A 25,625-nucleotide genomic window follows, 5' to 3' on the forward strand; every position below is an offset into this window, starting at 1 on the left:
TTCCTGTCGATATCAAAGCGAGTCTGAAGGTGCGCGGTATTGTTGATACTGGCGCTGAATAGCAATCTGGTCGGCGATAAATTTGGCATCGTGCCAGACGCCCCAGATAAAGGTGGATCCCCGGCGCGACAACCAGGGTAAGCCAAGGAAGTAGACGCCCGGCTCACTGGAAACGCCGCGCTGATGCTGCGGTTTACCCTGTTCGTTGAAGGCATTAACCTTCAGCCAGCTGTAATCGGTAACGTAGCCCGTGGCCCAGATAATGCTGGTGATCCCGGCGTCAGTAAGATTCAGCGATAACTGAGGATGCGTGACGCAGGCGGGATCTGCGAGGAACTCACGCGCTGCCGGTTCTGGCGGTAAATCCAGGCCGTTACGGGCGATGTACGCATCAGCGGCGTCAAGCAGCGCCAGATAGTTTTCATCACCGCGTTGGATGTTCACAGCAAGATCGTTCTGGAAACGTACCGTCTCATCGTCAAAACTTTCTGTCAGACCAACCAGGTTAACACCCTGCGCCGCCAGACGGCGGAAATCCACGGTATGACCACCACGCGCCCCGCTGACTGCGATGGTGACGTGCTCTTTACCCGGCTGGCTGGCTGCGGCGTCCCACAATCCCAACACCCCCAGCCACCAGCAGAAATCGCGGCCACGATAGGCACGCGGTGGACGATCGTGCGGCCCAACCGACAGCCACACCGGTTTTCCGGCACGTTGCAGTTCATCCGCGATCTGCACCCCGGACGATCCGGCACCAATGACCAACACCCCACCTTCCGGTAGTTGCTGCGGATTTTTGTAATCGGCTGAATGCAGCTGCTGCACCCGACTGAGCTGCGGCGCAATCGCCGGGATCACCGGGCGCTGGAACGGGCCGGTGGCAGCCACCACACGTTGTGCATTAATCACGCCTTCAGAAGTGGTCACGGTGAAACCGGCCTGCCCCTGATTACGTTCTACGCTCAGCACTTCAACACCGGTGCGAATCGGTGACTGATTCATAGCGGCATAGCTGACAAAATAATCGGCGACCTGTTCTTTCGCCACAAAACTGTCTGGCGAGCAACCGGGAAACTCCATGCCCGGAAAGCGGTCATGCCATGCCGGACCATTGGCTACCAGCGAATCCCAGCGGCGACTGCGCCAGGATTCAGCAATACGATTTTTCTCCAGTACCAGATGTGGAATATCGAGGCGCGTCAGGTGCTCGCTCATGGCAACCCCGGCCTGACCCGCACCAATAATAAGCGTGTCTATCTCAGTTTTTAATGGCGTCATTTTGATGTCCTTCGTCCCGCATGGTGACGGGAATTAACTACTTAAGAAGGACCCAAGACTAGGGGAGCGGATGATGACGGTAAAATATTATAAAGTGAGTGTCTGAATAGAAAATATTTAACCAGTCGATAACAGGCAGGAAAAAACTTATCGGTGGATTAATTTGCAAATATTTTTAATCGCCTCAATGCACCATTGACAGGCATCCATCACACCCTGTTGGTGCACGCCAATACCCTCTGGTAAATTATCTGATAACAATCATGAATTTATTTCGCTAAAATCGTTTTTATTCAGCCAGCCCCATTTGACGTTTTATGGTGCAATACATCGCCGGACAACGTTGCCTCTTTTTTTTATAGGGTTTGCCTCGGTTTTTCGTCATTTCTCTCAATAGCCTCCTGTTGCAACATCAAGTCAAAATTACTGTTACTTCAACCCGGATTTTCGGGTGGAGCCAAAACCTGCGGATAAAATTGTTGAGATAACGATGATGACAAACAATCCTAAAGATAATGCGAATGCAGCATCCATTGAGTTGAGCACCATTCAGCCCATTCCCCTAAATGAGCGTCACGGCAAACCACGGGATCTTTTTACTATCTGGTTTGGTTCCAACATCATGTTACTCACGGTGATCACCGGGGCGCTGGCGGTCAGCATTTTCCACCTGTCATTTATGTGGGCCACCCTCGCCGTATTGATCGGTAACCTCGCCGGTGGCTTGTTTATGGCACTGCATTCAGCACAAGGGCCGCAACTCGGTGTGCCGCAAATGGTACAGACGCGAGGTCAGTTCGGTTCTTATGGTTCCGTACTGGTTGTCGCGCTGGTGGTCATTATGTATATCGGCTTTCTCGCCTCAAACCTGGTACTGGGCGGCCAATCGCTGCATGCGATTTACGCCCCGGTTTCAACCAATACCGGGATTCTGGTTTCGGCCATTCTCAGCCTGATTGCCTGTGCCTTTGGTTACAACCTGATTCATGCCTATACCAAAATCATGTCCTGGGTATCGGGGATTGTGCTGATCGCCGCCTTTGTCTGGATTGTTTTTGTGCATGGCCTGCCCGGCGATTTTCTCGCCCGTAATGGCTTTAACCTGAGTGGCTTCCTCGGTGCCATCTCAATTGCGGCTTTATGGCAATTGGCCTATGCCCCTTATGTGTCCGATTATTCGCGCTACATGCCGAAAGATATCAGCGAAAAAAGTGTTTTCTGGTGCAGTTATCTCGGTTGCGTGCTTGGTTCACTGTTTCCGATGATTCTCGGCATTCTGGTGTCGGTTTGTATTGTGGATGGCGATTTAATTGCCGGGATTGTGAATATGACCGGCGGGCTCTCCTCAACCGTCATTATTGTTTTTGCCATCGGTATCGCGGCGACCAATGCCATGAATCTTTATTGTGGCGTGCTCTGTACCCTGACGCTGGGGCAAACATTCCTGCCGAAATGGTCACCCCTTTCCGGTGCGCGTATTGTTGTCTCGATTATCACCATCCTTATCGAAGTGGCGATTGCCGTGTACGGTCAGGAAAACTTCCTGGTGAATTACACCAACTTCATTCTGATGCTGTTGTATGTATTAGTTCCCTGGACTGCCATCAACCTGGTGGATTATTACCTGGTTGCGCACGGTAATTATGATGTAGCGTCATTTTTCCGTCGTGACGGCGGTATTTATGGTTACTTCAATACCAAAGCCATTTTCTGTTATCTGCTGGGAATTGTGGTGGAGATTCCGTTTATGTCGACCGCCATTTATACCGGTCCGGCGGCGAATATGTTAGGCGGAGCCGACATCTCCTGGATTGTTGGTTTAGCCATCGTCTCGCCGGTTTATTATCTGCTGAGTCGTAGCCAGCCGGTTGCCCAAACCTCAATGGTTAAGTGAGACAACCATGAACAACACCAACGAATTCGACTACATCGTTATTGGCGGGGGATCGGCGGGTTCCGTGCTGGCCGCGCGCCTGTCTGAACAGGAAAATATCCAGGTTTGTCTGATTGAGGCTGGCAGTAGTGACGAGACACCCCGCATTCAGACACCCGCCGGGACCATCACGCTGTATAAAAGTCAGAAGTTTAGCTGGAATTATTACTCCACCCCGCAACCACGGCTGGGCAATCGACACATACATGTTCCGCGCGGCAAAGCGCTGGGCGGCTCCTCTTCAATGAACAGCATGATTTATATCCGTGGCTTACCTTCGGATTATGATCGCTGGGAGCAGGCAGGTTGCGAAGGCTGGGGATGGCAAGATGTCTTGCCCTGGTTCAAACGCTCGGAGAAAAATCTTCTGCAACAGGATGCGGCTTATCATGGCGTTGAGGGTGAGCTGTTGGTCGATAAACCGCGCGATCCTAATCCGGTATCCGCCCTGTTTGTCGCCGCAGGCGTCCGGGCTGGTCTGCCTGAAAACCACGATTTCAATGGTCCTGCGCTCTCCGGCGTGGGGATCTACAACGTGACGCAGAAGGAGGGTCAGCGCCTGTCGAGTTACCGCGCTTTTCTGCACCCTCATCTTGGCAGAAGCAACCTGACCGTCATGACCGATTGCCAGGTGGAAACCTTAATCATGGACGGGAAAACGGTGCAAGGGGTGCGGGTGATCGCAGCTGGAGAAACCCACGCGACCGCCCTGCGATGCCGTAAAGAAGTGATTCTGGCTGCCGGGTCGATTGGCTCGCCGCATATCCTGATGAAATCCGGGGTTGGTCCCCGCGCAGCACTGGCCGCGGCAGACGTTGCCGTGGTGCATGACCTGCCTGGCGTCGGACAAAACCTTCAGGATCACCTGGATGGACTGGTGACGGTGCGCAGCAAATCTGCGCTGACGCTGGGGTTCTCTCTGGCGGCCTGGAAACCGATTCTGACGGCACCCTTCAGGTATCTGTTCACACGCAAAGGATGGTTAACCACCAACTATGTCGAAGCCGGTGGTTTTGCCTCAACCCCACTCGCGACCGGGGAGCCGGATATCCAGTTCCACTTCGTGCCAGGTTATCGCAGCCACCGTGGACGCCTGTTCGAATGGGGGCACGGTTATGCCATCCATACCTGCGTGTTGCGTCCCAAATCGATTGGCAGTCTGCGCCTCGGAGCAGGAAAACAACTGGAGATTGATTTCAATTTTCTTGCTGACCCGTATGACGCCAGGGTGCTGGTCGAAGGGATAAAAACGGCCAGAAAAATTTTGGCCCAGCCTGAATTCGCAGCACTTCGCGGTGAGGAGATGCTGCCGGGTAAACAGGTGCAGAGCGACGAACAGTTGCACCAATACGTGAAGGAGTATTGCGCCACGGTGTTCCATCCGGTCGGCACCTGCAAAATGGGGCGGGATGCGATGAGCGTGGTCGCCCCGGATACGCTGAAGGTGCATGGTATTGATAATTTGCGCGTTGCCGATGCCTCAATCATGCCGACCTTGATTAGCGGCAACACCAATGCCCCTTCCATTATGATCGGTGAACGTGCCGCAGAGATGATCCTGCGCGGTGGCACGCTCGCCAGTACAACGTCAAACAAGGAACGTGCGTATGCATAACCGACAATATTGGGAAACGCTGCTGCAACGGCAGGCTTTTTGTGACTACGCGATTATTGATGGCAAACGCTATGTTGCACGCAGCGCAAACACCTATGGCGTGATAAATCCCGCCACCGACACCGCCCTTGCCGAGGTGACTGCCTGTCAGACCGAGGACATCGACATTGCCGTGCAGTCGGCCCGTCAGGCCTTCAGCTCTGGCATCTGGTCAGAACGTCCTTTGCAGGAACGCAAGGCGGTGTTGCTGAAGTTATCCGCCTTGATACTGGAACATCGTGAAGAACTGGCCCTGCTGGAGAGCGCCAGCATGGGCAAACCGGTACTGGATGCCTACAACATCGATATTCCTGGCGCGGCGCATGTCATCGCCTGGTACGCTGAAAGCATCGATAAAATCTATGATGAGGTCGCCCCTACCCGACCGGGCACGCTGGCAACCATCACCCGTGAACCGATCGGGGTTGTCGCCGCAATTGTGCCGTGGAACTTCCCGCTGGATATCGCCGCGTGGAAAATTGGCCCGGCATTGGCGGCGGGTAACAGCGTGATTCTTAAGCCGTCCGAGAATGCCCCTTTTACCGCTATCCGCTTAGCTGAGCTGGCGCTGGAAGCGGGTCTGCCTGCGGGGGTGTTGAATGTGGTCACCGGTTTGGGCGTAGACGCTGGCGCGGCACTGGGAAAACATAGGGATGTCGATGTCATCACCTTTACCGGTTCAACCACGGTCGGGAAAGCGTTTATGTCCTACGCCGGGGAATCGAATCTGAAGCAGGTCTGGCTGGAGTGCGGGGGCAAGAGCGCCAATATCATCTTTGCCGATTGCAAAGATCTCGACTTAGCGGCGGAAAAAGCGGCTTTTGGCATCTGTTTTAATCAGGGCGAAGTCTGTTCTGCCAACTCCCGCTTATTGGTTGAACGTGCCATCTATCCCCAGTTTATGGCAAAGTTGCTCGATAAACTCTCTGACTGGCAACCGGATCACCCACTGAATCCAGACGCCAAAATGGGCGCAATGGTTTCAGCAGCACATAAAGAGAAAGTGCAGCGTTTTATTCAGGCCGCACTTGATGATGGTGGCATATTACGCGCTGGCGGAGCATCGCTCACTATTGAACAGGTGGCTAATTACATTCAGCCGACAGTGATTGAAGTGGCAGGAGAAAATATTTCGCTGTGGCGCGATGAAGTATTTGGTCCGGTTCTGGCGGTGAAGGTGTTTGATGACGAGTCAGAGGCTATCGCGTTGGCAAATAATCATATTTATGCCCTTGCTGCCTCGGTGTGGACCGATGATCTCAACCAGGCGCATCGGGTTGCCCGAAAACTGCATGCCGGCACCGTATCGATAAATACCGTCGATGCGCTGGATGTGACCGTTCCTTTTGGTGGCAATCGACAGTCAGGTTTTGGTCGCGATTTATCTTTGCATGCTTTTGATAAATTCACGCAACTAAAAACCACCTGGATCGAATTACGCTAATCTTCAGCGTTGTTTATACCCGATCAGCCAGCCGGGTATAAACACGTTATTAATGCGCATGGCTTACTGGAGTTAACTCCACACTCCGGCAATAGTCCATAAATAAACGCGTGGGTCGTGTCGGTTCATTATTTTGCAGATACGCCATAATCAGCGTTGAATCGGCCATTTCATCAATAATATCCAGTTGTACCAACCGTTCCCCGTCGTAAGTAATATCAGAACAGGGACGTGTTACCAGTACTGAAAAACCCAATCCTTGCCCCACCATGCAGCGTACCATTTCGATGGAAGGCGAACTGTAGGCGACTTCAGGATGATAGCCATTCTCTTTAAAAATATTAATGAAGTAATTTTTACTGGGGACGGCATCCAGCAAAATCATGGGTTCACGCGCCAGTTCCTGTAACGTTACCGCACTTTTCTGCGCCAGCGGATGTGCCGCAGGCAGCAACGCATAGGGCTTATGCGGGGCGTTAAGGGGTTCTTTTTTAATCACATTATCCAGATCCAGATCATACAGAAAGGCCATGTCAAAGCGACCGCGATGCAGACCATGCATCAACTCATGTTGTTCACCGTCATAGAGCTGAATATTGATCTCAGGGTAGAGTTTTTTGAAACCGGCGATCAATTTCGGCATGTATAACGGTGCGGCGGACTCAAAACAGCCAACGGCGATGGTTCCGCTCACTAATTCATTTTCTGCGCGCGAACTTTGTTCAAATTCATAGGATAACCGCAACAACTCCTTCGCCTTATCGTAAAAACGTCGGCCACTGGAAGTGAGGGAAACCCCCTGGGCATGGTGGCGAATAAATAGCTGTTGTTCAAAGGCATCTTCGAGATTTTTAATCGCAACCGAAATCGAAGGCTGGGCGATATGTAACTGCCGTGAGGCCTCGGCGATACTTTCGGTTTCCACCACGGTGACAAAGTATTTGAGTTGCTTAAGCGTGAAATGCGTCATATCAAAACCATTTAAATAATATTTACTGATGCAGGTGCTGAATAGATTTAAACTATCCAGGGTATATAAAGCAAACTCCATGCCATAAAAATGCGATCTGCGCAGCAATCATTGGTTAGCTTAACAACCTGGGAGGTCAGGGATAATTTGTTCAGTAACGAGCCTGGGGGAAAATTAATGCAGCCGACCGCACCATTATTTAGCATCCTGCGCCAGATTAAAGCGCTTAACGCTCCTGGATAGTGCAGACCAGTTATGCTTTTCCGCTATTTCATCGGCTTCACTTCCCGCCAGCGACTAAATAGTTTTTTTCAATTTAAAGGCCACAAATTTAATAATTGCCTCATGCCTTAGCCTGCCGCCATAGTGTCTGACAATTTGATAACAGGCAGTCACCCTCCTCTAACTTTGGAATAACACTATGCGTTCAGAACGGTTCGAAAATGGAGACTTTATCTCTCTGGTCCACGCCATGACCCCGGCAGAGTTGGGCGATATTCTCAGTGGACACGGGATGTGGAAAACAGAAGCCAATGAACGACTGGGCATCCCACGCATGGTGATGACGGATGGTACCTACGGCGTGCGCTATTCGATCCAACAGATTGATCAGGACGAGAAAGGCGGCCAGGACTTCGCCGGTTTTCTCAACGTCGTCAACCAGCGCGCCAAAGATGTTGAAGTGGCGTGGGGCACCATGAAACCCGCTACCTGCTTTCCCAATGGTTCCAGCTTCGCCTGTAGCTGGGATAGCGCACTGGCCCAGACACTGGGTGATGCCTTGGGTAAAGAGTGCCAGCAGATGGGCGTCCACCTGTTACTGGGTCCTGGTATTAACATCCGTCGTACTCCGCTGGGTGGCCGTAGCTATGAATACTATTCGGAAGATCCGCTGATCTCCGGTGAAATCGCCAGCGGCGTGATCAATGGCCTGCAACAGCGCGGTGTCGGTGCTTCGCTGAAACACTTCGCCTGTAACAACTCCGAAATTGAACGCACCAGCATGGACTCGGTGGTCGATGAACGTGCGCTGCGCGAAATCTACCTGCGGGGTTTTGAACGTGCGATTAAACAAGCGCAACCCTGGACGGTGATGAGTTCGTATAACCGCCTGAATGGTATCCAGACCGCCGAACATCGCTGGTTGCTGACCGATGTATTGCGTCATGAGTGGGGCTTTAAGGGTGTGGTAGTGGCTGACTGGCACGGCGTGAAAGATCGCCCCCAATCCCTGCTGGCGGGGAACGACCTCGATATGCCAGAGAGCGAAACGCGTAAAGCCGCCCTGGTGGCCGCCATTGAAGAACAGCGCGTACCGCGTGCCGAGGCCGAAACCTCAGCCGTGCGCGTGCTGGAGATGGTGCACCGCGCGCTGCACAGCGAACAACGTGCAACCCAGGTTGATCACGCGGAGCACCATCTGCTTGCGCGTCGCATGGTGGCAGAATCCATCGTGCTGCTGAAAAACGACAACCAGGCGTTGCCGCTCGATGGCCGCAGCGGTGAGCGTCTGCTGGTGGTCGGCAGCGGTGCCAAAACCCCGGTGATTCAGGGGTCGGGCTGTGCCACCACGCTACCTACTCGGGTTGATATCCCGTGGGATGAAATGGAAAAGCTTGCTGCGGGTGGCGTGACATTGAGCTGGTGCCAGGGCGATTCACTGGATCAACAACAGGCCGTTGCACTGCGTGATGAAGCCTGTTCGGCAGCACGCGAGGCCGATCGCGTTATCGTGTTTGCCAACAGCGAAGATGGTTATGACGGTGAAGGATCCGATCGGCGCACCCTTAACTTACAGGCCGGCCAGGATGCCTTAATCAGCGCTCTCGCGGCGGTTAATAACAAGGTGATTGTGGTGCTGGCGAACCCGGACGCGGTGGTGATGCCGTGGCTAAACGAGGTTGCCGCCGTGGTGGAAACCTTCTACGCCGGTCAGGCGATGGGCGGCGGGTTGGCTGATGTGCTGTTTGGCGTGGTCAATCCCAGCGGCAAACTGACCGTAACTTTCCCGCAGCAGATTGAAGACATTCCTGGCTGGCACAGCTATCCGGGAGAGAATGGTCGTCATCTGTATAGCGAAGGGGTTTTTGTTGGCTATCGCTGGTATGACGTACGCCGTATTGTGCCGTTGTTCCCGTTCGGTTTCGGTCTGAGCTACACCTGCTTCGCTTACAGCGATATCGTGGTTGATCGCGACAACCTCAAAACCGGTGACAACGTCACGGTAAGTTTTACCTTAACCAACACCGGCGAACGCAGCGGCAAAGAAGTGTGCCAGCTTTACAGCCGTTACCTGCACTCACGTCAGAAACGTCCGTTGCAGGAGCTGCGAGCCTTCAGCAAAGTGGAGCTGCAACCCGGTGAGTCGCGCCGCATCAGCCTTACCGTCCCGGTGGATGATTTGCGCTACTACGACACCGCCCGTCAGCAGTGGATTCTGGAAGAAGGTGCGATGCAGTTGTGCGTCGGTCCACATTCGCGCGACCTGCCGTTGCAGGCCAATGTCACCGCACTGAACAAGGTGGCACGCTACCGTCTGATTGCCCGCGATACCCAGCCCGTATTCATACTGGAAAACCCGTTGGCGCGAAGCTACTTCAATCGCTTTTTACAACAGCAACTCAGCATCTCTGAGCCGGATGCCGAGAGGATGCTGGAGCATTGCGCCAACTCTTTCTTTGGTCTGTTCACCACCTTTGATCGCCGCTTCCGTCAGCGTTTTGATGCAGCAGCGATGGATGCGCTGGTCGCACAAGTGAACGAGGCAATGCTTCAGGCAGAACAGGAATAACCGGTCAGCACCAGGAAAAAGGCCCGCCTGGCGCGGGCAATAAACATAACAACAAGCTATGCAGAGGGTACTAATGAAAAAGATGACAGAGAAAGGTCAGTACACCCGGCGTGACGCGCTGAAACTGGGTCTGGGGGCCGCGGCCGTCGCATCGCTGGCACCGATGATCATCACCCGTCCGGCGCGAGCTGCTGAGGTGAAAACCCTGACGGTGGCCGACGTGGGCGGTGCTTACGGCACCGGCTTCAGCAAGGCATTTTACCAACCGTTCGAGGAAGCCACCGGTATCAAAATCATCAATACCGTGCTCGGCCCCGATCCGGTGCCGCAGTTCCAGATGATGGTCGATACCAAAAATTATCTGTTTGATGTGGCACTGCTTAATCCGGAACATCTGGTGCGTCTCAATAAAGAGCCAAAACCTTATCTGGAAGATATCAATGTGACGGTGAGCAATCCGCAGGACTATGTGCCGGGTTCCATCACCAAACAATTTGGCGGCGTCAGCATCTTCGCGCTGGCGCTCGGCTACCGCACGGATACCTTTGCCAGCAACAATGGCCCGCAGAACTGGGTTGATTTCTGGAACGCCGAAAAATTCAAAGGTCGTCGCGGCCTGTGGCGCAGCCCGATCTGTACGCTGGAAGTGGCGCTGATGGCAGACGGTGTCGATCCGAAACAGCTTTATCCGCTGGATGTTGATCGTGCCTTCCGCAGCCTCGATAAAATCCGCAAGAGCATCGATATCTGGTGGACCGGCGGTGCGCAGGCAACCCAACTGTTGCAGAGCGGCGAGCTGGATATGCTAAGCATCTGGAGCACTCGCGCACAAACCGCCATCGACGGTGGCGCCCCCGCCGCCATTGCCTGGGATCAGGGACTGTACAATATCGACGGCTTTACCATCCCACACGGAAGCCCGAAACTGGACGCTGCACGCCAGTTTATTCAGTTCTGCATGGACGCCAAACGCCAGTCACTCTACACCAACGACCTGGCTTGCGGCCCGACCAACATCAAAGCCTATGAGTTTATTGATAAAAAGAAAGCTGCGCTGTTACCGACCGCGCCAGATCACATCAAACAGCTGCAACTGATTGGTGCTGATTATTGGGGTGAACATCAGGTCGCGCTGACTGAACGCTTCGAGAAATGGGTAATGAGTTGATCCGGTAGAGGGCCTTGCGCCCTCTTACCCTGGAGGAATTATTCTTGACTGAATTTGCTACACCTGCGGCGAAAAATAACGCCCGTCGCCAGCGCCCAAGGTTGCATCCATTGTGGCTCACCGCGCCTGGCCTGCTGTTTCTGGCCATCTTTCTCGCCTGGCCAACGCTCAAATTGATGTTGCTGAGTTTTCAGAATAGCGATGGTCAGTTCTCACTGGATGTCTGGAGCCAGATGTTTGGCGCAGGTATTTACGTCAAAGTGACGTTGAACACCTTCGTCATTGCCTTGCAGACCACCCTGGCTTGCCTTCTGATTGGCTATCCGGTGGCTTACTGGCTGGCGCAACGCAGTGAAAATACCCGCCGCCGTCTGATGTGGCTGATCCTGCTGCCGTTCTGGACCAGCGCGTTGCTTAAAAACTTCGCCTGGATGGTGCTGCTGTCGCGCCGTGGCATTTTGTCCGAGATCCTGATGGGTCTGGGTGCCGACCAACCGCTCAACGTGTTGTATACGCGCGGCGTGGTGGTGTTCGCGATGGTGCATAGCATGCTGCCACTGGCGATCATAACCATGCTCCCGACCATGACCAACGTTGACAGTCGTCTGCTGCCTGCCGCGCATACGCTGGGGGCATCACGCGTGAATGCGTTCTGGCGCATCTTCTTTCCCCTGTCGATGCCGGGGTTAGTCGCGGCTTGTCTGCTGATTTTTATTGGTTCACTCGGCTTCTTTATTACTCCAGCGCTGCTGGGTAGCCCGCAGGATTCGGTGATCGGACAACTGTTAATTACTCAGGTTCAGCAGTTGCTTAACTGGCGGCTGGCGGGTGCTATCGCCATGATGCTGCTGGTGGTGACGTTGCTGGTGTGTTTTTGCTACGACAAGTTGTTTGGTATGTCGTCGATCGCCGGTGGCGAAGGCCACGCCAGTAGCCCGCGGATCCGTGCCCTGGGCTTTGCGTTGGTTGCGGTAGTGGCACGACTGTTTGATGGCGTCGCGACCTTGCTGCACCGGCTACCGGGCAAACCTCGCTTCGGCTGGCTGCTGACGTTATTTAGCGCGCTGGTGATTGCCGTACTGGTGTTGCCGGTGGTGTCGTTTTTACCGATGGCGTTCAGCAGCTCCAGTTTCCTGCAATTCCCCCCACCCGGCTTTTCGCTTCGCTGGATGGAAACCTATCTGTCATCCCCGATCTGGATGGGCGCAACCGCACGCTCCTTTGGCATCGCGCTGGTGACCGGTGTGCTGGCGGTGATGATTGCCACCACCGCCGCCTTTGGTCTGGCGCGTCATCAGGGCAAGAGCGGCAGCCTGGTCGTGATGACCTTCCTGTTGCCGATGATTGTGCCGAATATCGTGACTGCCGTGGCGCTGTTTTACTTATTTGCCACGCTCGGGCTGGTGGGGTCGGATCTGGGCATCATTCTCGGCCATACCGTGATGGCGATTCCGGTGGTGTTTATCATCATCCTCACCACCTTCAAACATTACGACTGGCGACTTGATCAGGCCGCGGGCACGCTCGGGGCCAACCGGCTGCGGGTAATCTGGAGCATCACCCTACCGCTGATCAAAAGCAGCATGGTGGCGGCGTTTATCTTTGGCTTCCTTAACTCGTTTGAAGAGTTGACGGTGGCGCTGTTCGTCGGGGGTGGCGTGAAACAAACGCTGCCGAAACAGATGTGGGATGACGTGTTGCTGTCGGTCACCCCCACGCTGGCTGCCGCATCGGTGTTGATTCTCACCGTGGTGACGTTGTTGTTTATTGTTGCTGAACGCTCGCGCCGTAAAGCCGAAGCCTTGTAAGGAGAAAAATATGTCCACAACCACCAAAGTACAGGCTGAACAGATCGGCAAAGCCTATGGCCAGACCACGGTGTTACAAAACCTTGATCTTGCGGTACACAGCGGGGAATTGCTGACCCTGCTTGGGCCATCCGGTTCCGGTAAAACCACCCTGCTGCAAATCATCAGCGGTCTGACGGAGCCTACCGCCGGGCGGTTGTTAATCGATGGTCGCGACGAGACATGGACACCCGTCCACCAGCGTGATATTGGCGTGGTGTTTCAGAACTACGCGTTGTTTCCGCATCTGACGCTGGAAGAGAACGTCGGCTTTCCTCTGCGCATGCGGCGGATGCCTGCGGCAGAGATTGCGCGCAAAGTTAAAGCGGCACTGGAGATGGTCGAACTCGGTCATGCCGCCAAACGCTTTCCGCGTGCGCTGTCCGGTGGGCAGCAGCAGCGTGTCGCTTTGGCCCGTTGTCTGGTGTATCAACCGAGCGTGATCCTGATGGATGAGCCGCTCGGTGCGCTGGACCGTAAACTGCGTGAAACCATGCAGATGGAAATTAAGCGCATTCACCGTGAATCCGGCGCGACCATTATTTTCGTCACCCACGATCAGGAAGAGGCGCTGGCGTTATCGGATCGCATCTGCCTGATGAACGAAGGGAAAATCGCCCAGATAGATACACCGGAAGCCATTTATCAACAGCCGAATTCGACCTTTGTCGCCGAATTTATTGGTCTGTCGAATATTTTGCAGGGAGAAGTGCAAAATGGCAGCCTGGTAACACCGCAGGGAGCCTTTGCGCTGCCTGGGATGGCGGCCAGTGGCAATGCTGCACTGGTAATCCGTCCGGAGCATATTCAGCTCTGCTCCGCCGACCAGGCGTTGTTGCATGGCAAAATCAGCGAGCGTATCTATGCCGGTTCAGAAACCCGTGTGGTGGTGACACTTGCAAACGGTGCACGTTTTATTGTGCGCAGCAGCGGCGTGTCTGCCGGGGCCATTGGTGACAGCGTATCGCTGAACTGGGATGTGGCGAACAGCCGGGTGTTATCAGCGTAAATTCCCCCGGTAGCGGTGCGATTTATCGCGCGTATTTTTCTTGTGCCGCGCACAGGATAGCGCGATAAATCGCGCCGCTACGTGTTGCAACATGTTGAGATCAGGTCGTGTACGCGCCCTCTTAACCAGCGGTGAGCCGCGTCATTGTCCAGCCGTGGATGCCAGAACTGCGCCACCGTCATTTCCGGGGTACTGAACGGCAATGCAAAACTTGCCAGCATCGGATTGTTTTTAATCAACGGATGATGGAGAAACAACGAATGCGGCACCAGCGCCACCAAATCTGAGTGTTGGGCGATGGCCACTGCCGAGGAAAACGCGGGCACCACGGCGGCAATTTGGCGCGTGTAACCCGCTGCCACTAACGCGTCATGTACCGGCCCGCCCAGTTCGCCGCGTCGTGAGGCAACAATATGTCCGAAGGCGGCCAGCTGGCTTAGTGTCACCTGCTGGGTCAGCGGATGTCCTTGCCGTACCACGCCGATAAAACGGTCGCGAAACAGCGCCTGCATACGAATTTCCGGCCCCATATTCCCCAGCACGCCAATTTCCAGATCAATGCGGCCTTCGCGCAGATCGCGGGAACTTTTCTCTGGTTTGGCGACGAAATCCAGCCGAACCCCAGGCGCAAGCTGCGCGACCGCCCCAATCAGGATGCCACCAAACGCTTCGACAAACCCTTCGTTGGTGCGCAACACAAACTGTCGCTCCAGCCTGGCGAGATCCAGCACGGTTTCCGCCGGTTGCAGCAAGGCTCGCGCCTCAGCCAGACTCTGCTGCGTACGCTGCCGGATCGCCTCTGCGTAAGGGGTCAAAACCATCTGACGCCCGGCGCGTACCAGTAGCGCATCACCGGTGGTGATACGCAGACGGCCCAGCGTGCGACTCATGGCAGATTCACTTAAGCCAAGACGGCGGGCAGCACCGATAACGCTGCCTTCCGCCAGCAGCGCATCGAGCGCGAGCAGGAGATTCAGATCGGGTTCATTCATGCCCTCCATCCTCGCTGATTGCCGGTCATGAAACAAGGCGTTTGATGCAGGTAATTAATGCATAACCTGCGTGTTCCGCCTGCTATGCCGCAGCGCTACACTGACTGACGCACACCTCATCACAGGAGATTTCTATGACCACATCATCAACCCCAAGCGTATTGCTGATTGGCGCATCGCGCGGGCTGGGTTATGCCCTTGCCGAAACCATGTTGCAGCGCGGCTATCAGGTGGTGGCAACCGGACGTCAACATTCAACGGCGCGGCTGGAGGCGTTGGCCACGCGCTATCCGACAACGTTGCGTGTGGAACGCGTCGATATCACCGAACCGGAACAGGTTTCGGCACTGCATCAACGTCTGCTGGGGTGTGAGTTCGACATGCTGTTTGTGAACGCCGGGGTGAAAAACAACGATGGCGAAACCATTGCTGATGTCAGCACCGACGAATTTATTCGCGTGATGGTGACCAATGCGCTCAGCCCGTTACGGGTGATCGAAGCCTTTAAAGATAACGTCACCCCCTCCGGTACCATCGCGGTGATGTCATCCGGCCAGGGCAGCCTGACCAATAACACTAATGGCAACTATGAAGTGTATCGTGGCAGCAAAGCCGCCCTGAATATGCTGATGCGCAGTTTTGCCGCACGTCATCAGGACGATGGACGCACCTTATTGCTGATGGCTCCCGGCTGGGTACGTACCGATATGGGCGGCCCGGAAGCCCGGCTGAGTATTGACGAAAGTATCCCTAACCTGCTGAACACGATGGAAGCCTGGCAAGGTCGCACCGGGTTGCATTATCTCGACTATCTGGGTCGCGTGGTGCCGTGGTAACCACGCTATAACAGTTTGCGCAGCAATAGCTGATGCAGCTTGTCTCGCATCCAGCGATTCGCGTCATCGTCGTGGCGCGCGTTATGCCATAACAGGGACAATTGATAATCGGGCATTGCAACCGGTACCGGGGCCGCACGCAGGCCAAAACGCTCGCACCAGTTGCTCACCAGCCCCTGCGGCACGGTAGCAAACAACGGTAAACGCTTCAGCATCAGCGGCAATGCGGAAAAATGCGGCGTGACGTAACGCACACGGCGGGCAACACCCTGCTGCTGGAGCTGCTCATCCAGCGCGCTTTCATTTGCGCCGCGATATGACACCAGCACATGCTCGTACCGGACAAACTCTGCCAGCGTCAGCGCAGCAGTCAGGGCAATTTGCTGGCTATCCCACAGGGTGCTGAATCCGGCGCTGCCAATCTCTGCGCGCGTCATATCGCGGCTGACCGGGTTGCCGACCGTCACCGCCACATCGGCCTGTTGCTTCTCCATCAAGGGCGTGACCTGCCAGGGATCGGCAGTCAGAACGGTGATATCCACCTGCGGCGCATCCACCAGCAATTCAGCCAGTAAATCCGGCATCAACCACTGCTCAATCCAGTCGCTCATAGCCAGACGAAAACTGTAGCGATCATGACGCGGGTTGAAGGCGGGCTTGCTGAAAATCGCACGATGCATCCCCTGCAACAAGGGCGCAAATTGTTGTACCAGCTGTTCGGCGCGCGGGGTCGGTATCATCCCCTGTGAGGAACGGACAAACAACGGATCGCCAAACATCGCACGCAACCTTTTCAATGCCGCACTCAGCGCGGGCTGCCCGAGATATAAACGCTGCGCCGCCCCTGTCACGCTGCGCGCTTCATACATCACCAGCAGCACCACCAACAGGTTAAGATCGACGCGACTTAAATCATTTTCGTTGATGATTTCCATGATTATAATCGATTTAAATAATGATATTCGCCTGAGTATAGTGGCAATACAGGTTAGCCGGGAGGCATAAATGAAGATTCAAGTGGGCGATTGCCTGATAGAAAAAGTCACTGAACAAACCGCTACGCTGCCGTTCGCCGTGCTGTACCCGGATCATCTTGCGCAGATGCCCGTTGGCCTGGCGACGCAGTTGGCGACGTTGTCGATCCACAGTTGGGTGGTGAGGACCGGCAAGGACATCATCATTATTGATACCGCGACCGGTAATCAGCGCGATCGCGACCATAAGCCGCTGTTTCATCAGCTGCAAACCGACTATGCCCAACGTCTGGCACGGGCGGGGGTTGATCCGCATGCCGTGACCCTGGTGCTGATGACGCATATTCATACCGACCATGTCGGCTGGAATACCCATTGGCGGGATGGCCGCTGGCAGCCGATGTTTCCCAACGCGCGTTATATCTGCTCCGCTGCTGAACTGGCGCGATGTGAAGAAAATCCCGCCATGCAGGCGTTGTATCTCGACAGCATTTTACCGCTGATCAACAGCGGCCAGCTTGAGACAGTGGCGGTGGATGGTTCGCCGTTATTTGCTGGCGTGCTGCGATATCTGCCAACCCCCGGACACAGCATTGATCATGCTTCGCTGCTGCTCTCCAGCCGCGGCCAACAGGCATTTTTTTCCGGTGATGTGATGCACCATCCTCTGCAATTCCAGTTTCCCCGGTGGAACTCGGTGTTTTGCGAGAATAAAGCGCTCGCCGTGCGTTCAAGGCAACTGGCGATAGACTGGTGCCTGCAACATCAGGCAATCTGGTTCAGTTCGCATTTTTCCGCCAGCTCATGCGGCAGGGTGATTTCTGCTGCCCCTGAGCTGCCCCACTGGATGCCGCTGGAGGCTGAACCGGATGCAATACGCTGAGTATCTTCGTGCGTCGCTAAGCGACTTGACCGATGCATTACAACAGGGGGCCACGACGGCCCGTGAGCTTACGGAATTCGCGTTGCGGCGCATTGCCGAAGCCGACCAAAATGGCCCGCGCTACAACGCCATCACCTGGCTGTTTGCCGACCAGGCGCTGGCAGCGGCGACTGAAAGTGACGCACGCCGCCGTCGCGGGGAAGCCCCACGCAGACTGGAAGGCATCCCGCTGCTCATCAAGGACAACATTGCGGTGCAGGGTTGGCCCACCAGCGCCGGGTCGGTGCTGCTGCGCCACGTTATAGCTGAACAGGATGCGCCGTTAGTCACGGCGCTGCGCGCAGAGGGCGCGGTTCTACTCGGCAAAACGGCGATGCACGAGTTGGCGGCGGGCATTACCGGCGCATCATCACTCAGTGGTTTTACCGATAACGCCTGGCTGGCGGGACATTCACCGGGAGGATCCAGTAGCGGTTCCGCGGTGGCCGTGGCGGCAGGTTATGTTCCACTGGCGATTGGCACCGACACCGCGGGTTCCGTGCGCATTCCCGCAGCTTTCAATCATCTTTATGGTCTGCGCATGACCCACGGTGCGATCAGCATTGACGGTATTGTGCCGCTGTCGCCCAGCCAGGATATCCCTGGCGCGTTGGTGCGCCATCCTGCCGACTTGCGCCTTGTCAGTGAGATCCTCAGTGGACAGACGCTCCCGCCTCCTGAGGAGCCATTGCGCATCGGTGTGTGGCAGGAGGGTTTTGCCCCGGAGGAAGCAGCGATTAATCAGGCGGTGTACACTGCCGTGACGGCGTTGGTTGGGGAAACGGGTAATCAGCAGACGATCGCCTTTCCACAGCTTGAAACCCTGGCTGCTGAAGCCAGCATCATCCCGTGGGAATTTGCCGAAGCACTGGCGGAGTGGCTGGCCGACAAACCGCAGGCCGAGAGCCGCACACTGGCCGAGGTGGTGGCATCTGGCCGTCATCATCCACAACTGGAAGCGGTGTTCACCGCACGCGCTAACCATCCCGGTAAAGCCAGTGACAGCTACGCCATCCAGCAACTGCGCCAGCGCACCTTATATCAAACCCTTGTTCAGCTATTTAACCAGCTTAAAATCAATCTGTTGGCTTACCCGGTAGTGAAGCATCCGCCGGTCAGACATGGCGAATTACAGCCGGGCAGCAACGCACTGGTCGCGGCGGTCACCGGTGCGCCTGCCATCAGCATCCCGGTCGGTTTCACCGCCCAGGGATTGCCGATTGGTATGGAGTTGCTGGCATTACGCGGTCGCGAGGATCTGTTGTTGCAGGCGGCTGAGCAGATGGCGGCCATCGGTCGATAGCTTAACATCGACAAGATATGACCTTTAATAACAAGCAATAAGACCCATAGCTCAAAGGCGTATGGGTTATTTTCCTGTTAAGTAAATCGTGTGGCCCAATTATTTATGCAACGATAAGCCCTTTATCGCTTTATCGACGGCTTTTTTTGGCCCGCGTAAGGCAATGCCCACCAGGTCCAGATTATCCGCGTCCTGCGCCAAAAACACTTCGCGGTTTGCCGCATCATGGCCGGTGGAAAACATGGCGTGGACATAGGGGATAATCGTTAATTCACGCTCCAGCCCCTGACGATGGGCGCGCTGTAAACCCGGCAAGTCCCCGGCAAATATTAGCATCGGCTGCCCGGCCATGTTGCCGTAGGGTCGCCCGTGCGCATCCACATACGGCTCACCCATCATCTCAGGTGCCGCAGAGGCAATGCCGGTCGCCAGAAACGCCACCACATTTAACCGCTGCCAGGTTGCCAAATCATCACGCACGATCAGGGCGATTTTAGTATCAAACATCTGCAACAACTCTCCGTTAGGGTCAAAGCCCTATCATCGTCAAGTTTGCGGCAGGCGATCTAGAACGTTTGTGCACTGACGCTGATAAGAGGCAGGTGTCATGCGATAGGCTCGCTGGAACCAGCGACCAAGATGGCTCTGGTCAGAAAAACCTACCTGCAACGCCACCGTGGCGGGCTCTATGCCCTGCGCCAACAAATTACGGGCGCTGCGCAGACGCAGGCGCACCAGATACGCATGGGGAGACTGCCCGAAAGCCTGTTTGAACTGGCGTGTCAGACGGAATCGATCAATGCCTGACAAGCGAGACAGGTCCGCTAACCCAATATCCTCGGCCATAAAATCGTGCAGATAGTCGCGGAGTAACTGCATGGACGCCAGCGCAGCCGAACGCGGCTGACCAGGGCGCGGATCAAGATGACGGGACAACATCGTCAGCAGATGATCCAGCGCCTGGTCGCGCGCCAACCGCCCTTCCGCGTGATGTACGGTATACCACGCCTGCTGAATGGCACTGGCGAGGAGCGCATCATCATTAAGGGTTGAGCGGAATGCAGCTTCGATGTTGGCGATATTGCCAAGACCACGTTGCTGCATCATCTCCGCCACCCATGTCTGGGGTAGATAAAGCATCACATAGGTGAAGCCTGCGGTATCCGGCGCATGACCATCATGCACCGCACCCGGCTCAATCAGGATCGAGCGGCCTGGCGTGCTGGTGTGAAGCGCGCGGTGGCAATTGAAGCGTTGCAGCCCCTGTTGTGTCACGCCAACCAGCAACTCGTCATGATCGTGCGGATCGTAAGCGTGCCCGCAGAAATGCGCATTCACACTTTCGATACCGGTTTCGTCATCACGGCGAAAATCAACCCAGTCGCGGTTGCTGGCGTTGATATTTCTGGCTGGCATAACGACTCCTGAAAGGTGTGGCGATGAGGATGACACTATATCAGGGGGGCGTAAGCAGCCAAAACCCTAACAGTCCGGTGGCTGGGGCTGTGCCATCTTTTAGTGCAGAAGGTGCACAAAAAAGATCTTGTTACCTGTCAGGTAACTTTTTGCGGTGAAACGTTCGCGGCGCGAGAAAAGCAGAAAAAAGAATATTAGTTCGCAAGATCAATTGACTACTGATTAATCACCACAGGATTCATTGAATAACCCGCCTCTGGCATGCGCCTTGCTTAAGGTAAAAAGTTACCAAATACGCAACTCAGGTTCAGGATATGTCACACGACGAAGCGGATAATCACGGTCAGGAAGCAAATAATAGCGCAGACTTCAATGTCGGGATACGCCTGCGCGCGGTGCGTAAAGCGCGCGGAATGCGCATTGAGGAAGTGGCAGAAAAAGTCGGGGTCAGTAAGTCCTTCATCAGCCGCCTGGAACGCAACGTCACCCAGGCATCCATCGCCACCCTGCTTAAAGTGTGCGAAGTGGTCGGAATTACCCCAGCCAAACTGTTCGATCCTCCCGCAACCAGCTTCGTGCCCGCCGGGAAAGGCACGCCCATCAGCCTCGGGGGCGAAAAGATGCGCGAATATCTGATCAGCGGCGGCGTCAACGACGACATGATGGTGCTGTACTCCGAGATCGATCCACAAGGGGGTTCCGGGGAGGAGCCTTACACCCTCAACGCTGCCGCCGATATGGTGCATGTGCTGAGCGGCGAACTGGAGATTGTGGTGGAGGAGCAGCGCTACCTGCTGGCAAAAGGCGACACCCTCACCTTTAAACCGTCACTGCCCCATACCTGGCACAACATTTCCCCTGACCAAATGTGCACCGCCATTTGGGTCATCGTGCCGCCACCGTCGGGAAATTAAGGCGTGCCTGTGTCTGTCATTGTTTTTTAATCCGCGTTTCCACCACACCAGAGGAATAATGATGAAAATAGCAAAATTGATGCTGGCCCTCGCTGCTGCGGGCCTGGCCGGGTCGTTATATGCCGCGCCCGGCAAGATTACCATCGCCACCGATGCCACCTTCCCGCCGTTTGAATCGATCGATGCCAGCGGCAAACTGGTGGGTTATGACGTCGACCTGATGCACGCCATCTGCAAAGCGGCGGCGCTGGATTGCAATGTCATCAGCGCCCCGTGGGACGGCATGATCCCCGGCCTGATGAACAACAAATACGACGCGCTGATCTCGCAGTTGACCGTTACCGATGCTCGCCGGCGGGTGATGGCCTTCAGCGATATTTACGATCATCCGGTGTTCCGCTTTGTCGCGAAAAAAGGCGCCGTCACCGACACCAGCCCGGAAGCATTGAAAGGCAAAGTCATCGCCGTCCAGACTGGCACGCCGATGGATACTTACGTCACCAAACATTATCCAGGCAGCACCATCAAACGTTATGACGGCGGCAGCGCACCCTACCTCGATTTAACCGCCGGTCGGGCGGATATTTTTATGAGTTACGAAGCGCAGATTATTTATAGTTTCCTGAAAAAAGATGACGGTAAAGATTACCAACTGGTTGGCCCTCGCCTGACAGGTAAAGATGCACCGGAATTTGGCGAAGGGGTCGGGATTGCCATGAATAAGAAAAACACCGCGCTGGTCGAAAAGATTAATCAGGGTCTGGCGAAAGTTCGCGCCGATGGCGATCTGGACGCACTCAATAAGAAGTATTTTTCAGCTGAGTAAAGGCAATGTCGGGTAATTACTATTTAATGGTCCTGAATGCGGGATGGGTTTCGCTGCAACTGGCGTTTGCCTCGCTGTTATTATCTGTCATTCTCGGACTGCTGGGCGCACTGGGAAAACAATCCGGCATTCGCTGGGTGAAGGCGATTGTCACGCCTTATACCCTGCTGGCTCGCGGCATTCCAGATTTAGTGCTGATGCTGTTGGTTTTTTACAGCGTACCCGCCCTGTTAAATAGTGGACTGGAAAGCGTCGGGCTGAATTACTCCATCGAGTTCAGCCCTTTTATTGCCTGCCTGATTACCCTGGGGTTTATTTTTGGCGCTTATATGACGGAAACATTTCGCTACGCGTTAACCAATATTCCCCACGGTGAAATTGAAGCCGCTCAGGCATTTGGTTTTACCCACCGCGCCATTTTCTTGCGGATTATTTTGCCGCAATTAATTCGCCTTGCCTTACCCGGCTTTACCAATAACTGGTTGGTGCTGGTTAAGGCGACTGCGCTGGCATCGTTACTCGGGTTACAGGACATCATGTTTAGCGCCAAAGGGGCGGCGGAGTCCACCGGTAAACCTTTTACCTTCTATCTGCTGGCGGCCGGGTTTTATCTCGCCGTTACCCTGCTGTCAGTGGCGGCGTTGCACCGTATCAGCCAGCGTTACGCGCTGGTGGTCCGTGGAGGTAATCCATGAGCTGGGATATTATTGCCGATAACCTTGCGATGTACCTGCACGGTACCGCGCTAACCCTGCTGCTTACCGGGGTATCGCTGGTCATTGCCTTTGTCCTTTCGGTGCTGCTGGCACTGGCGCGTGACAGCGCACCACGTCCTGTGCGCTGGCTGATTTTTCTCTACACCACCGCTTTTCGCGGGACACCGTTATTAATCCAGTTGTTTTTGATTTATTACGGTCTGGCGCAGTTTGATTTATTACGTGCCAGTTTTCTCTGGCCGTGGCTCTCCAGCCCACTGGTTTGTGTATTACTGGCGTTTGTCCTTAATACTGCCGCCTATACTACGGAAATATTCGCAGGCGGTTTGCGTCACTTGCCGGCGGGGGAAATTGAAGCAGCTAAAGCGTTCGGCATGAGTTACCCGACACTGGCGCGAAGAATATTATTTCCGGCGATGTTAAGCCGTTCACTTTCCTTATATGGCAATGAAACCATCATGATGTTGCACGCCACCTCGCTGGCGAGCACGGTGACATTAATGGAGGTGACTGGAGTGGCGCGTAATATCAGCCTGAATTATTACATTCAGTTTGAACCCTATGTCACCGCTGGAGCAATTTATCTGGTGCTGACACTGATTCTGGTAATGGCATTCCGCTATTTTGAAAAACGCTACGCAGGTTATCTCAACGGTAAGCGTAGTTAATCTGGATCGAGGAAAATATGACAACAAACACACGACAATTTGATTTGTGGGGTATCCCTTTTGACGGAGAAGCCACATTAGGCTGGCCGGGATCACGTTATGCACCGGCCAAAGTGCGCGAGTGCGCACGCTGGATCAATATGCGTATTCAGCAGGGAAAAGTGTATTGTCTGGAAACGGACAGTGAAATGACGGTGGGCGAGCAATTGCTGGTGGATCGCGGGGATGTGGCGGTGGTGCCCAGCGATACCCTGAAAACCTTTGCCGCGACACGCGCGTCCGTAATGGCGTCCATTGCGGCTGGCCGGGTTCCCATTATGATCGGCGGCGACGATAGCCTGCTGTTCCCGGTGGCGCAGGGTGTGCATGATGCGCTGCCGGGCCGTATCGGCATTATCCATTTTGATGCGCATCTCGATCTGATGGACGAGAGCGACATGCAAGGTCGCCACAGCCAGTCGAGCGGTATGCGCCGTTCACTGGAGCTGGAACGCATCGCCCCCACCGATTGTATTCAACTGTGTGAACGGCATTTCAACTTCCCGGCTTCCGGCAAATTTAAACACGACAACGACCTGATCCACCTCAGCGCCCGCGAAGTGCTGAAAATCGGCCCGGAAGAGACGGTACGACGTGCGTTGGAACGGGTGAAAAACGCCGATCATATTTTCCTTTCCTTCGATATTGATTCGGTCGATCCGGCTTATGCGCCAGGCGCAGGTGCGCACGAACCGGGCGGTATTACCTCGGATCAGGCATTGCAGATGGTGAGTATGTTAGCTCCCCATTGTGCGGCGATGGCGATTACGGAAGTCAATCCAACCAAAGATGTCGGTGATATGACCTCCACGCTGGCCGCGTATCTGGCCTTTACCTTCGCGGTGTACGGCAGCCAGAACCCTTAGCAGCGCCCTGCGCGCACATCGTACGCGCCCCGATTGCGGTGATTGAGCAACACGGTGGCGGGGGTGCGCGTTGTATGCTGGCGGAAATTTTCGCGCCAAAGATCACTGACTGGCCGTCGCCCCCAACTCACGCAACCAGCCAATCATGGCTTCGCTCCCGGGTTGGCTCAGGGTGCGCTGCGGCCAGGCGAGGAAGTACGGTTTACTGAGAGGCAGACTCAGTTCGTCAATCACCACCAGTTCGCCGCGAGCCAGTTCAGCGGCGATCAGGCGACGCTGTCCCAGTAGCAATCCGGCACCAGCCACTGCGGCATCAATCGCCAGCGAGGTCAGGTTAAAGCTAAACGCCGGTTGTGGTGTCGGTTCTATCCTGCCTTTTGCCTGAAACCAGCTACGCCAGTCCGGCAGAAAACGCCCCTCATTGCCCCAGTCGAGATGGATCAACGGCGCGTGGCTGAAGATGTCAGCCGTGGCATAATGCTGCAAGAGCGCCGGGCTGGCGACGGGCAGTACCTCGTCATGAAACAGCCATTGCTTATCCAATTGCGGATAACGGTCTTCACCAAAACAAATGACAAAATCGGCAGGTATGGCGGTGAAATCCACTTGCGCGTGGGTGCCGTGGAGCGAGAGATCGATATCCGGGCAGTGGGCGCGCCAGTCAGCCAGGTGCGGTAATAACCATTTCGATGCCAGGGCTGGCAACGCATAAACCGTCAGTCTGGGGGCAACAGCAGCATGGCGAATGTTTTGCTGACCGAGATGCAAGATATCAAAAGCTTCCGTGACATAGCGCAAATACTCTTTGCCGGTGTCGGTCAGCATCACCCCACTTTGTGTACGCAGAAACAGCGCACTGCCCAACTGTTCTTCCAGTTGGCGAATCTGCTGGCTGACCGCCGCCGGGGTTAACGCCAACTGCGCAGCCGCTTTTGCCAGGCTGCCTAATTCGGCCGCCACTTTAAATGACTGGATGACGCTGATTTTCGGCAAACGCGGCGATTGTGCAGGCATTAAGGCTTCCTTATCAGGGTATTAAGTATTTATCGTTACACA

The 25,625-nt window shown here is 55.0% G+C and carries 22 protein-coding genes and 1 pseudogene; 16 read left to right on the top strand and 7 right to left on the bottom strand.

Annotated elements, in window-relative coordinates:
- Positions 1 to 12: 12 nt before the first annotated feature.
- Positions 13 to 1,281, bottom strand: coding sequence for a flavin-containing monooxygenase (locus AC6I8N_RS22385; RefSeq protein WP_208726356.1), 1,269 nt, complete (start codon positions 1,279 to 1,281; stop codon positions 13 to 15).
- Positions 1,282 to 1,771: 490 nt separating this feature from the next.
- On the opposite strand from AC6I8N_RS22385, the gene AC6I8N_RS22390 reads away from it, so the two are divergent.
- The 3 genes from AC6I8N_RS22390 to AC6I8N_RS22400 are packed head-to-tail and all read left to right on the top strand — an operon-like array spanning position 1,772 to position 6,312.
- On the top strand, positions 1,772 to 3,175 hold the full coding sequence (locus AC6I8N_RS22390; protein ID WP_208726354.1) for a purine-cytosine permease family protein: 1,404 nt from the start codon (positions 1,772 to 1,774) through the stop codon (positions 3,173 to 3,175).
- A gap of 7 nt (positions 3,176 to 3,182) precedes the next feature.
- Complete coding sequence (locus AC6I8N_RS22395) at positions 3,183 to 4,829, top strand: GMC family oxidoreductase (protein ID WP_497830812.1); 1,647 nt, start codon at positions 3,183 to 3,185, stop codon at positions 4,827 to 4,829.
- Complete coding sequence (locus AC6I8N_RS22400) at positions 4,822 to 6,312, top strand: aldehyde dehydrogenase (protein WP_497830813.1); 1,491 nt, start codon at positions 4,822 to 4,824, stop codon at positions 6,310 to 6,312. Before AC6I8N_RS22395 ends, AC6I8N_RS22400 begins: the two co-directional genes overlap by 8 nt.
- Before the next feature lie 49 nt (positions 6,313 to 6,361).
- On the opposite strand, the gene AC6I8N_RS22405 is transcribed toward AC6I8N_RS22400, so the two are convergent.
- On the bottom strand, positions 6,362 to 7,282 hold the full coding sequence (locus tag AC6I8N_RS22405) for a LysR substrate-binding domain-containing protein (RefSeq protein ID WP_208726348.1): 921 nt from the start codon (positions 7,280 to 7,282) through the stop codon (positions 6,362 to 6,364).
- Positions 7,283 to 7,703: 421 nt separating this feature from the next.
- Between AC6I8N_RS22405 and AC6I8N_RS22410 the strand changes: the two genes are divergently transcribed.
- The 4 genes from AC6I8N_RS22410 to AC6I8N_RS22425 all read left to right on the top strand — a co-directional run bounded on the left by AC6I8N_RS22410 (position 7,704) and on the right by AC6I8N_RS22425 (position 14,097).
- The gene (locus AC6I8N_RS22410) at positions 7,704 to 10,073 is read left to right on the top strand and encodes a glycoside hydrolase family 3 C-terminal domain-containing protein (protein ID WP_497830814.1); all 2,370 of its coding nucleotides are present in this window, start codon (positions 7,704 to 7,706) and stop codon (positions 10,071 to 10,073) included.
- Between the two features lie 82 nt (positions 10,074 to 10,155).
- Entirely contained in the window at positions 10,156 to 11,241 is a 1,086-nt protein-coding gene (locus AC6I8N_RS22415) for an ABC transporter substrate-binding protein (RefSeq protein WP_497831170.1), read from the top strand.
- Positions 11,242 to 11,285: 44 nt separating this feature from the next.
- The gene (locus AC6I8N_RS22420) at positions 11,286 to 13,049 is read left to right on the top strand and encodes an ABC transporter permease subunit (protein WP_208726342.1); all 1,764 of its coding nucleotides are present in this window, start codon (positions 11,286 to 11,288) and stop codon (positions 13,047 to 13,049) included.
- A 10-nt stretch (positions 13,050 to 13,059) separates the two neighbouring features.
- A complete protein-coding gene (locus AC6I8N_RS22425; RefSeq protein ID WP_497830815.1) occupies positions 13,060 to 14,097 on the top strand; it encodes an ABC transporter ATP-binding protein in 1,038 nt (345 codons plus the stop codon).
- Between the two features lie 77 nt (positions 14,098 to 14,174).
- Here the strand turns inward: AC6I8N_RS22425 and AC6I8N_RS22430 are convergent, their stop codons facing one another.
- A complete protein-coding gene (locus AC6I8N_RS22430; RefSeq protein ID WP_497830816.1) occupies positions 14,175 to 15,089 on the bottom strand; it encodes a LysR family transcriptional regulator in 915 nt (304 codons plus the stop codon).
- 134 nt (positions 15,090 to 15,223) lie between these two features.
- Between AC6I8N_RS22430 and AC6I8N_RS22435 the strand changes: the two genes are divergently transcribed.
- Entirely contained in the window at positions 15,224 to 15,925 is a 702-nt protein-coding gene (locus AC6I8N_RS22435) for an SDR family NAD(P)-dependent oxidoreductase (protein WP_497830817.1), read from the top strand.
- 5 nt (positions 15,926 to 15,930) lie between these two features.
- Here the strand turns inward: AC6I8N_RS22435 and AC6I8N_RS22440 are convergent, their stop codons facing one another.
- Positions 15,931 to 16,860, bottom strand: coding sequence for a LysR family transcriptional regulator (locus AC6I8N_RS22440; RefSeq protein WP_497830818.1), 930 nt, complete (start codon positions 16,858 to 16,860; stop codon positions 15,931 to 15,933).
- A 70-nt stretch (positions 16,861 to 16,930) separates the two neighbouring features.
- Here AC6I8N_RS22440 and AC6I8N_RS22445 point away from each other — a divergent pair, with 70 nt between their 5' ends.
- On the top strand, positions 16,931 to 17,782 hold the full coding sequence (locus tag AC6I8N_RS22445; protein ID WP_497830819.1) for an MBL fold metallo-hydrolase: 852 nt from the start codon (positions 16,931 to 16,933) through the stop codon (positions 17,780 to 17,782).
- Positions 17,769 to 19,124, top strand: a complete 1,356-nt coding sequence (locus AC6I8N_RS22450; RefSeq protein WP_497830820.1) for an amidase — start codon at positions 17,769 to 17,771, stop codon at positions 19,122 to 19,124. Before AC6I8N_RS22445 ends, AC6I8N_RS22450 begins: the two co-directional genes overlap by 14 nt.
- 99 nt (positions 19,125 to 19,223) lie before the next feature.
- On the opposite strand, the gene AC6I8N_RS22455 is transcribed toward AC6I8N_RS22450, so the two are convergent.
- Entirely contained in the window at positions 19,224 to 19,631 is a 408-nt protein-coding gene (locus tag AC6I8N_RS22455) for a DUF2000 domain-containing protein (protein ID WP_208726322.1), read from the bottom strand.
- A gap of 39 nt (positions 19,632 to 19,670) precedes the next feature.
- Positions 19,671 to 20,540: a helix-turn-helix domain-containing protein gene (locus tag AC6I8N_RS22460; protein ID WP_497830821.1), complete on the bottom strand. Its 870-nt coding sequence runs from the start codon at positions 20,538 to 20,540 to the stop codon at positions 19,671 to 19,673.
- Positions 20,541 to 20,854: 314 nt separating this feature from the next.
- Here AC6I8N_RS22460 and AC6I8N_RS22465 point away from each other — a divergent pair, with 314 nt between their 5' ends.
- The 6 genes and pseudogenes from AC6I8N_RS22465 to AC6I8N_RS22490 form a co-directional block, all read left to right on the top strand.
- A complete protein-coding gene (locus tag AC6I8N_RS22465; protein WP_208726318.1) occupies positions 20,855 to 21,454 on the top strand; it encodes a helix-turn-helix domain-containing protein in 600 nt (199 codons plus the stop codon).
- Positions 21,455 to 21,512: 58 nt separating this feature from the next.
- Entirely contained in the window at positions 21,513 to 22,280 is a 768-nt protein-coding gene (locus tag AC6I8N_RS22470) for a transporter substrate-binding domain-containing protein (RefSeq protein WP_497830822.1), read from the top strand.
- A 5-nt stretch (positions 22,281 to 22,285) separates the two neighbouring features.
- Positions 22,286 to 22,975 (top strand): ABC transporter permease, encoded by a 690-nt coding sequence (locus AC6I8N_RS22475; RefSeq protein ID WP_497830823.1) that lies wholly within the window; start codon positions 22,286 to 22,288, stop codon positions 22,973 to 22,975.
- Positions 22,972 to 23,664, top strand: coding sequence for an ABC transporter permease (locus AC6I8N_RS22480; protein ID WP_497830824.1), 693 nt, complete (start codon positions 22,972 to 22,974; stop codon positions 23,662 to 23,664). Before AC6I8N_RS22475 ends, AC6I8N_RS22480 begins: the two co-directional genes overlap by 4 nt.
- Before the next feature lie 17 nt (positions 23,665 to 23,681).
- Positions 23,682 to 24,569: an arginase family protein gene (locus AC6I8N_RS22485; RefSeq protein WP_497830825.1), complete on the top strand. Its 888-nt coding sequence runs from the start codon at positions 23,682 to 23,684 to the stop codon at positions 24,567 to 24,569.
- A gap of 11 nt (positions 24,570 to 24,580) precedes the next feature.
- Positions 24,581 to 24,649, top strand: a pseudogene (locus AC6I8N_RS22490) (hypothetical protein); the annotation flags it as partial.
- A gap of 22 nt (positions 24,650 to 24,671) precedes the next feature.
- Here AC6I8N_RS22490 and AC6I8N_RS22495 read toward each other — a convergent pair.
- The gene (locus AC6I8N_RS22495) at positions 24,672 to 25,583 is read right to left on the bottom strand and encodes a LysR substrate-binding domain-containing protein (protein WP_497830826.1); all 912 of its coding nucleotides are present in this window, start codon (positions 25,581 to 25,583) and stop codon (positions 24,672 to 24,674) included.
- Between the last annotated feature and the right edge of the window lie 42 nt (positions 25,584 to 25,625).

Source organism: Pantoea sp. X-Soil-TKNS-1279 (assembly GCF_059730565.1).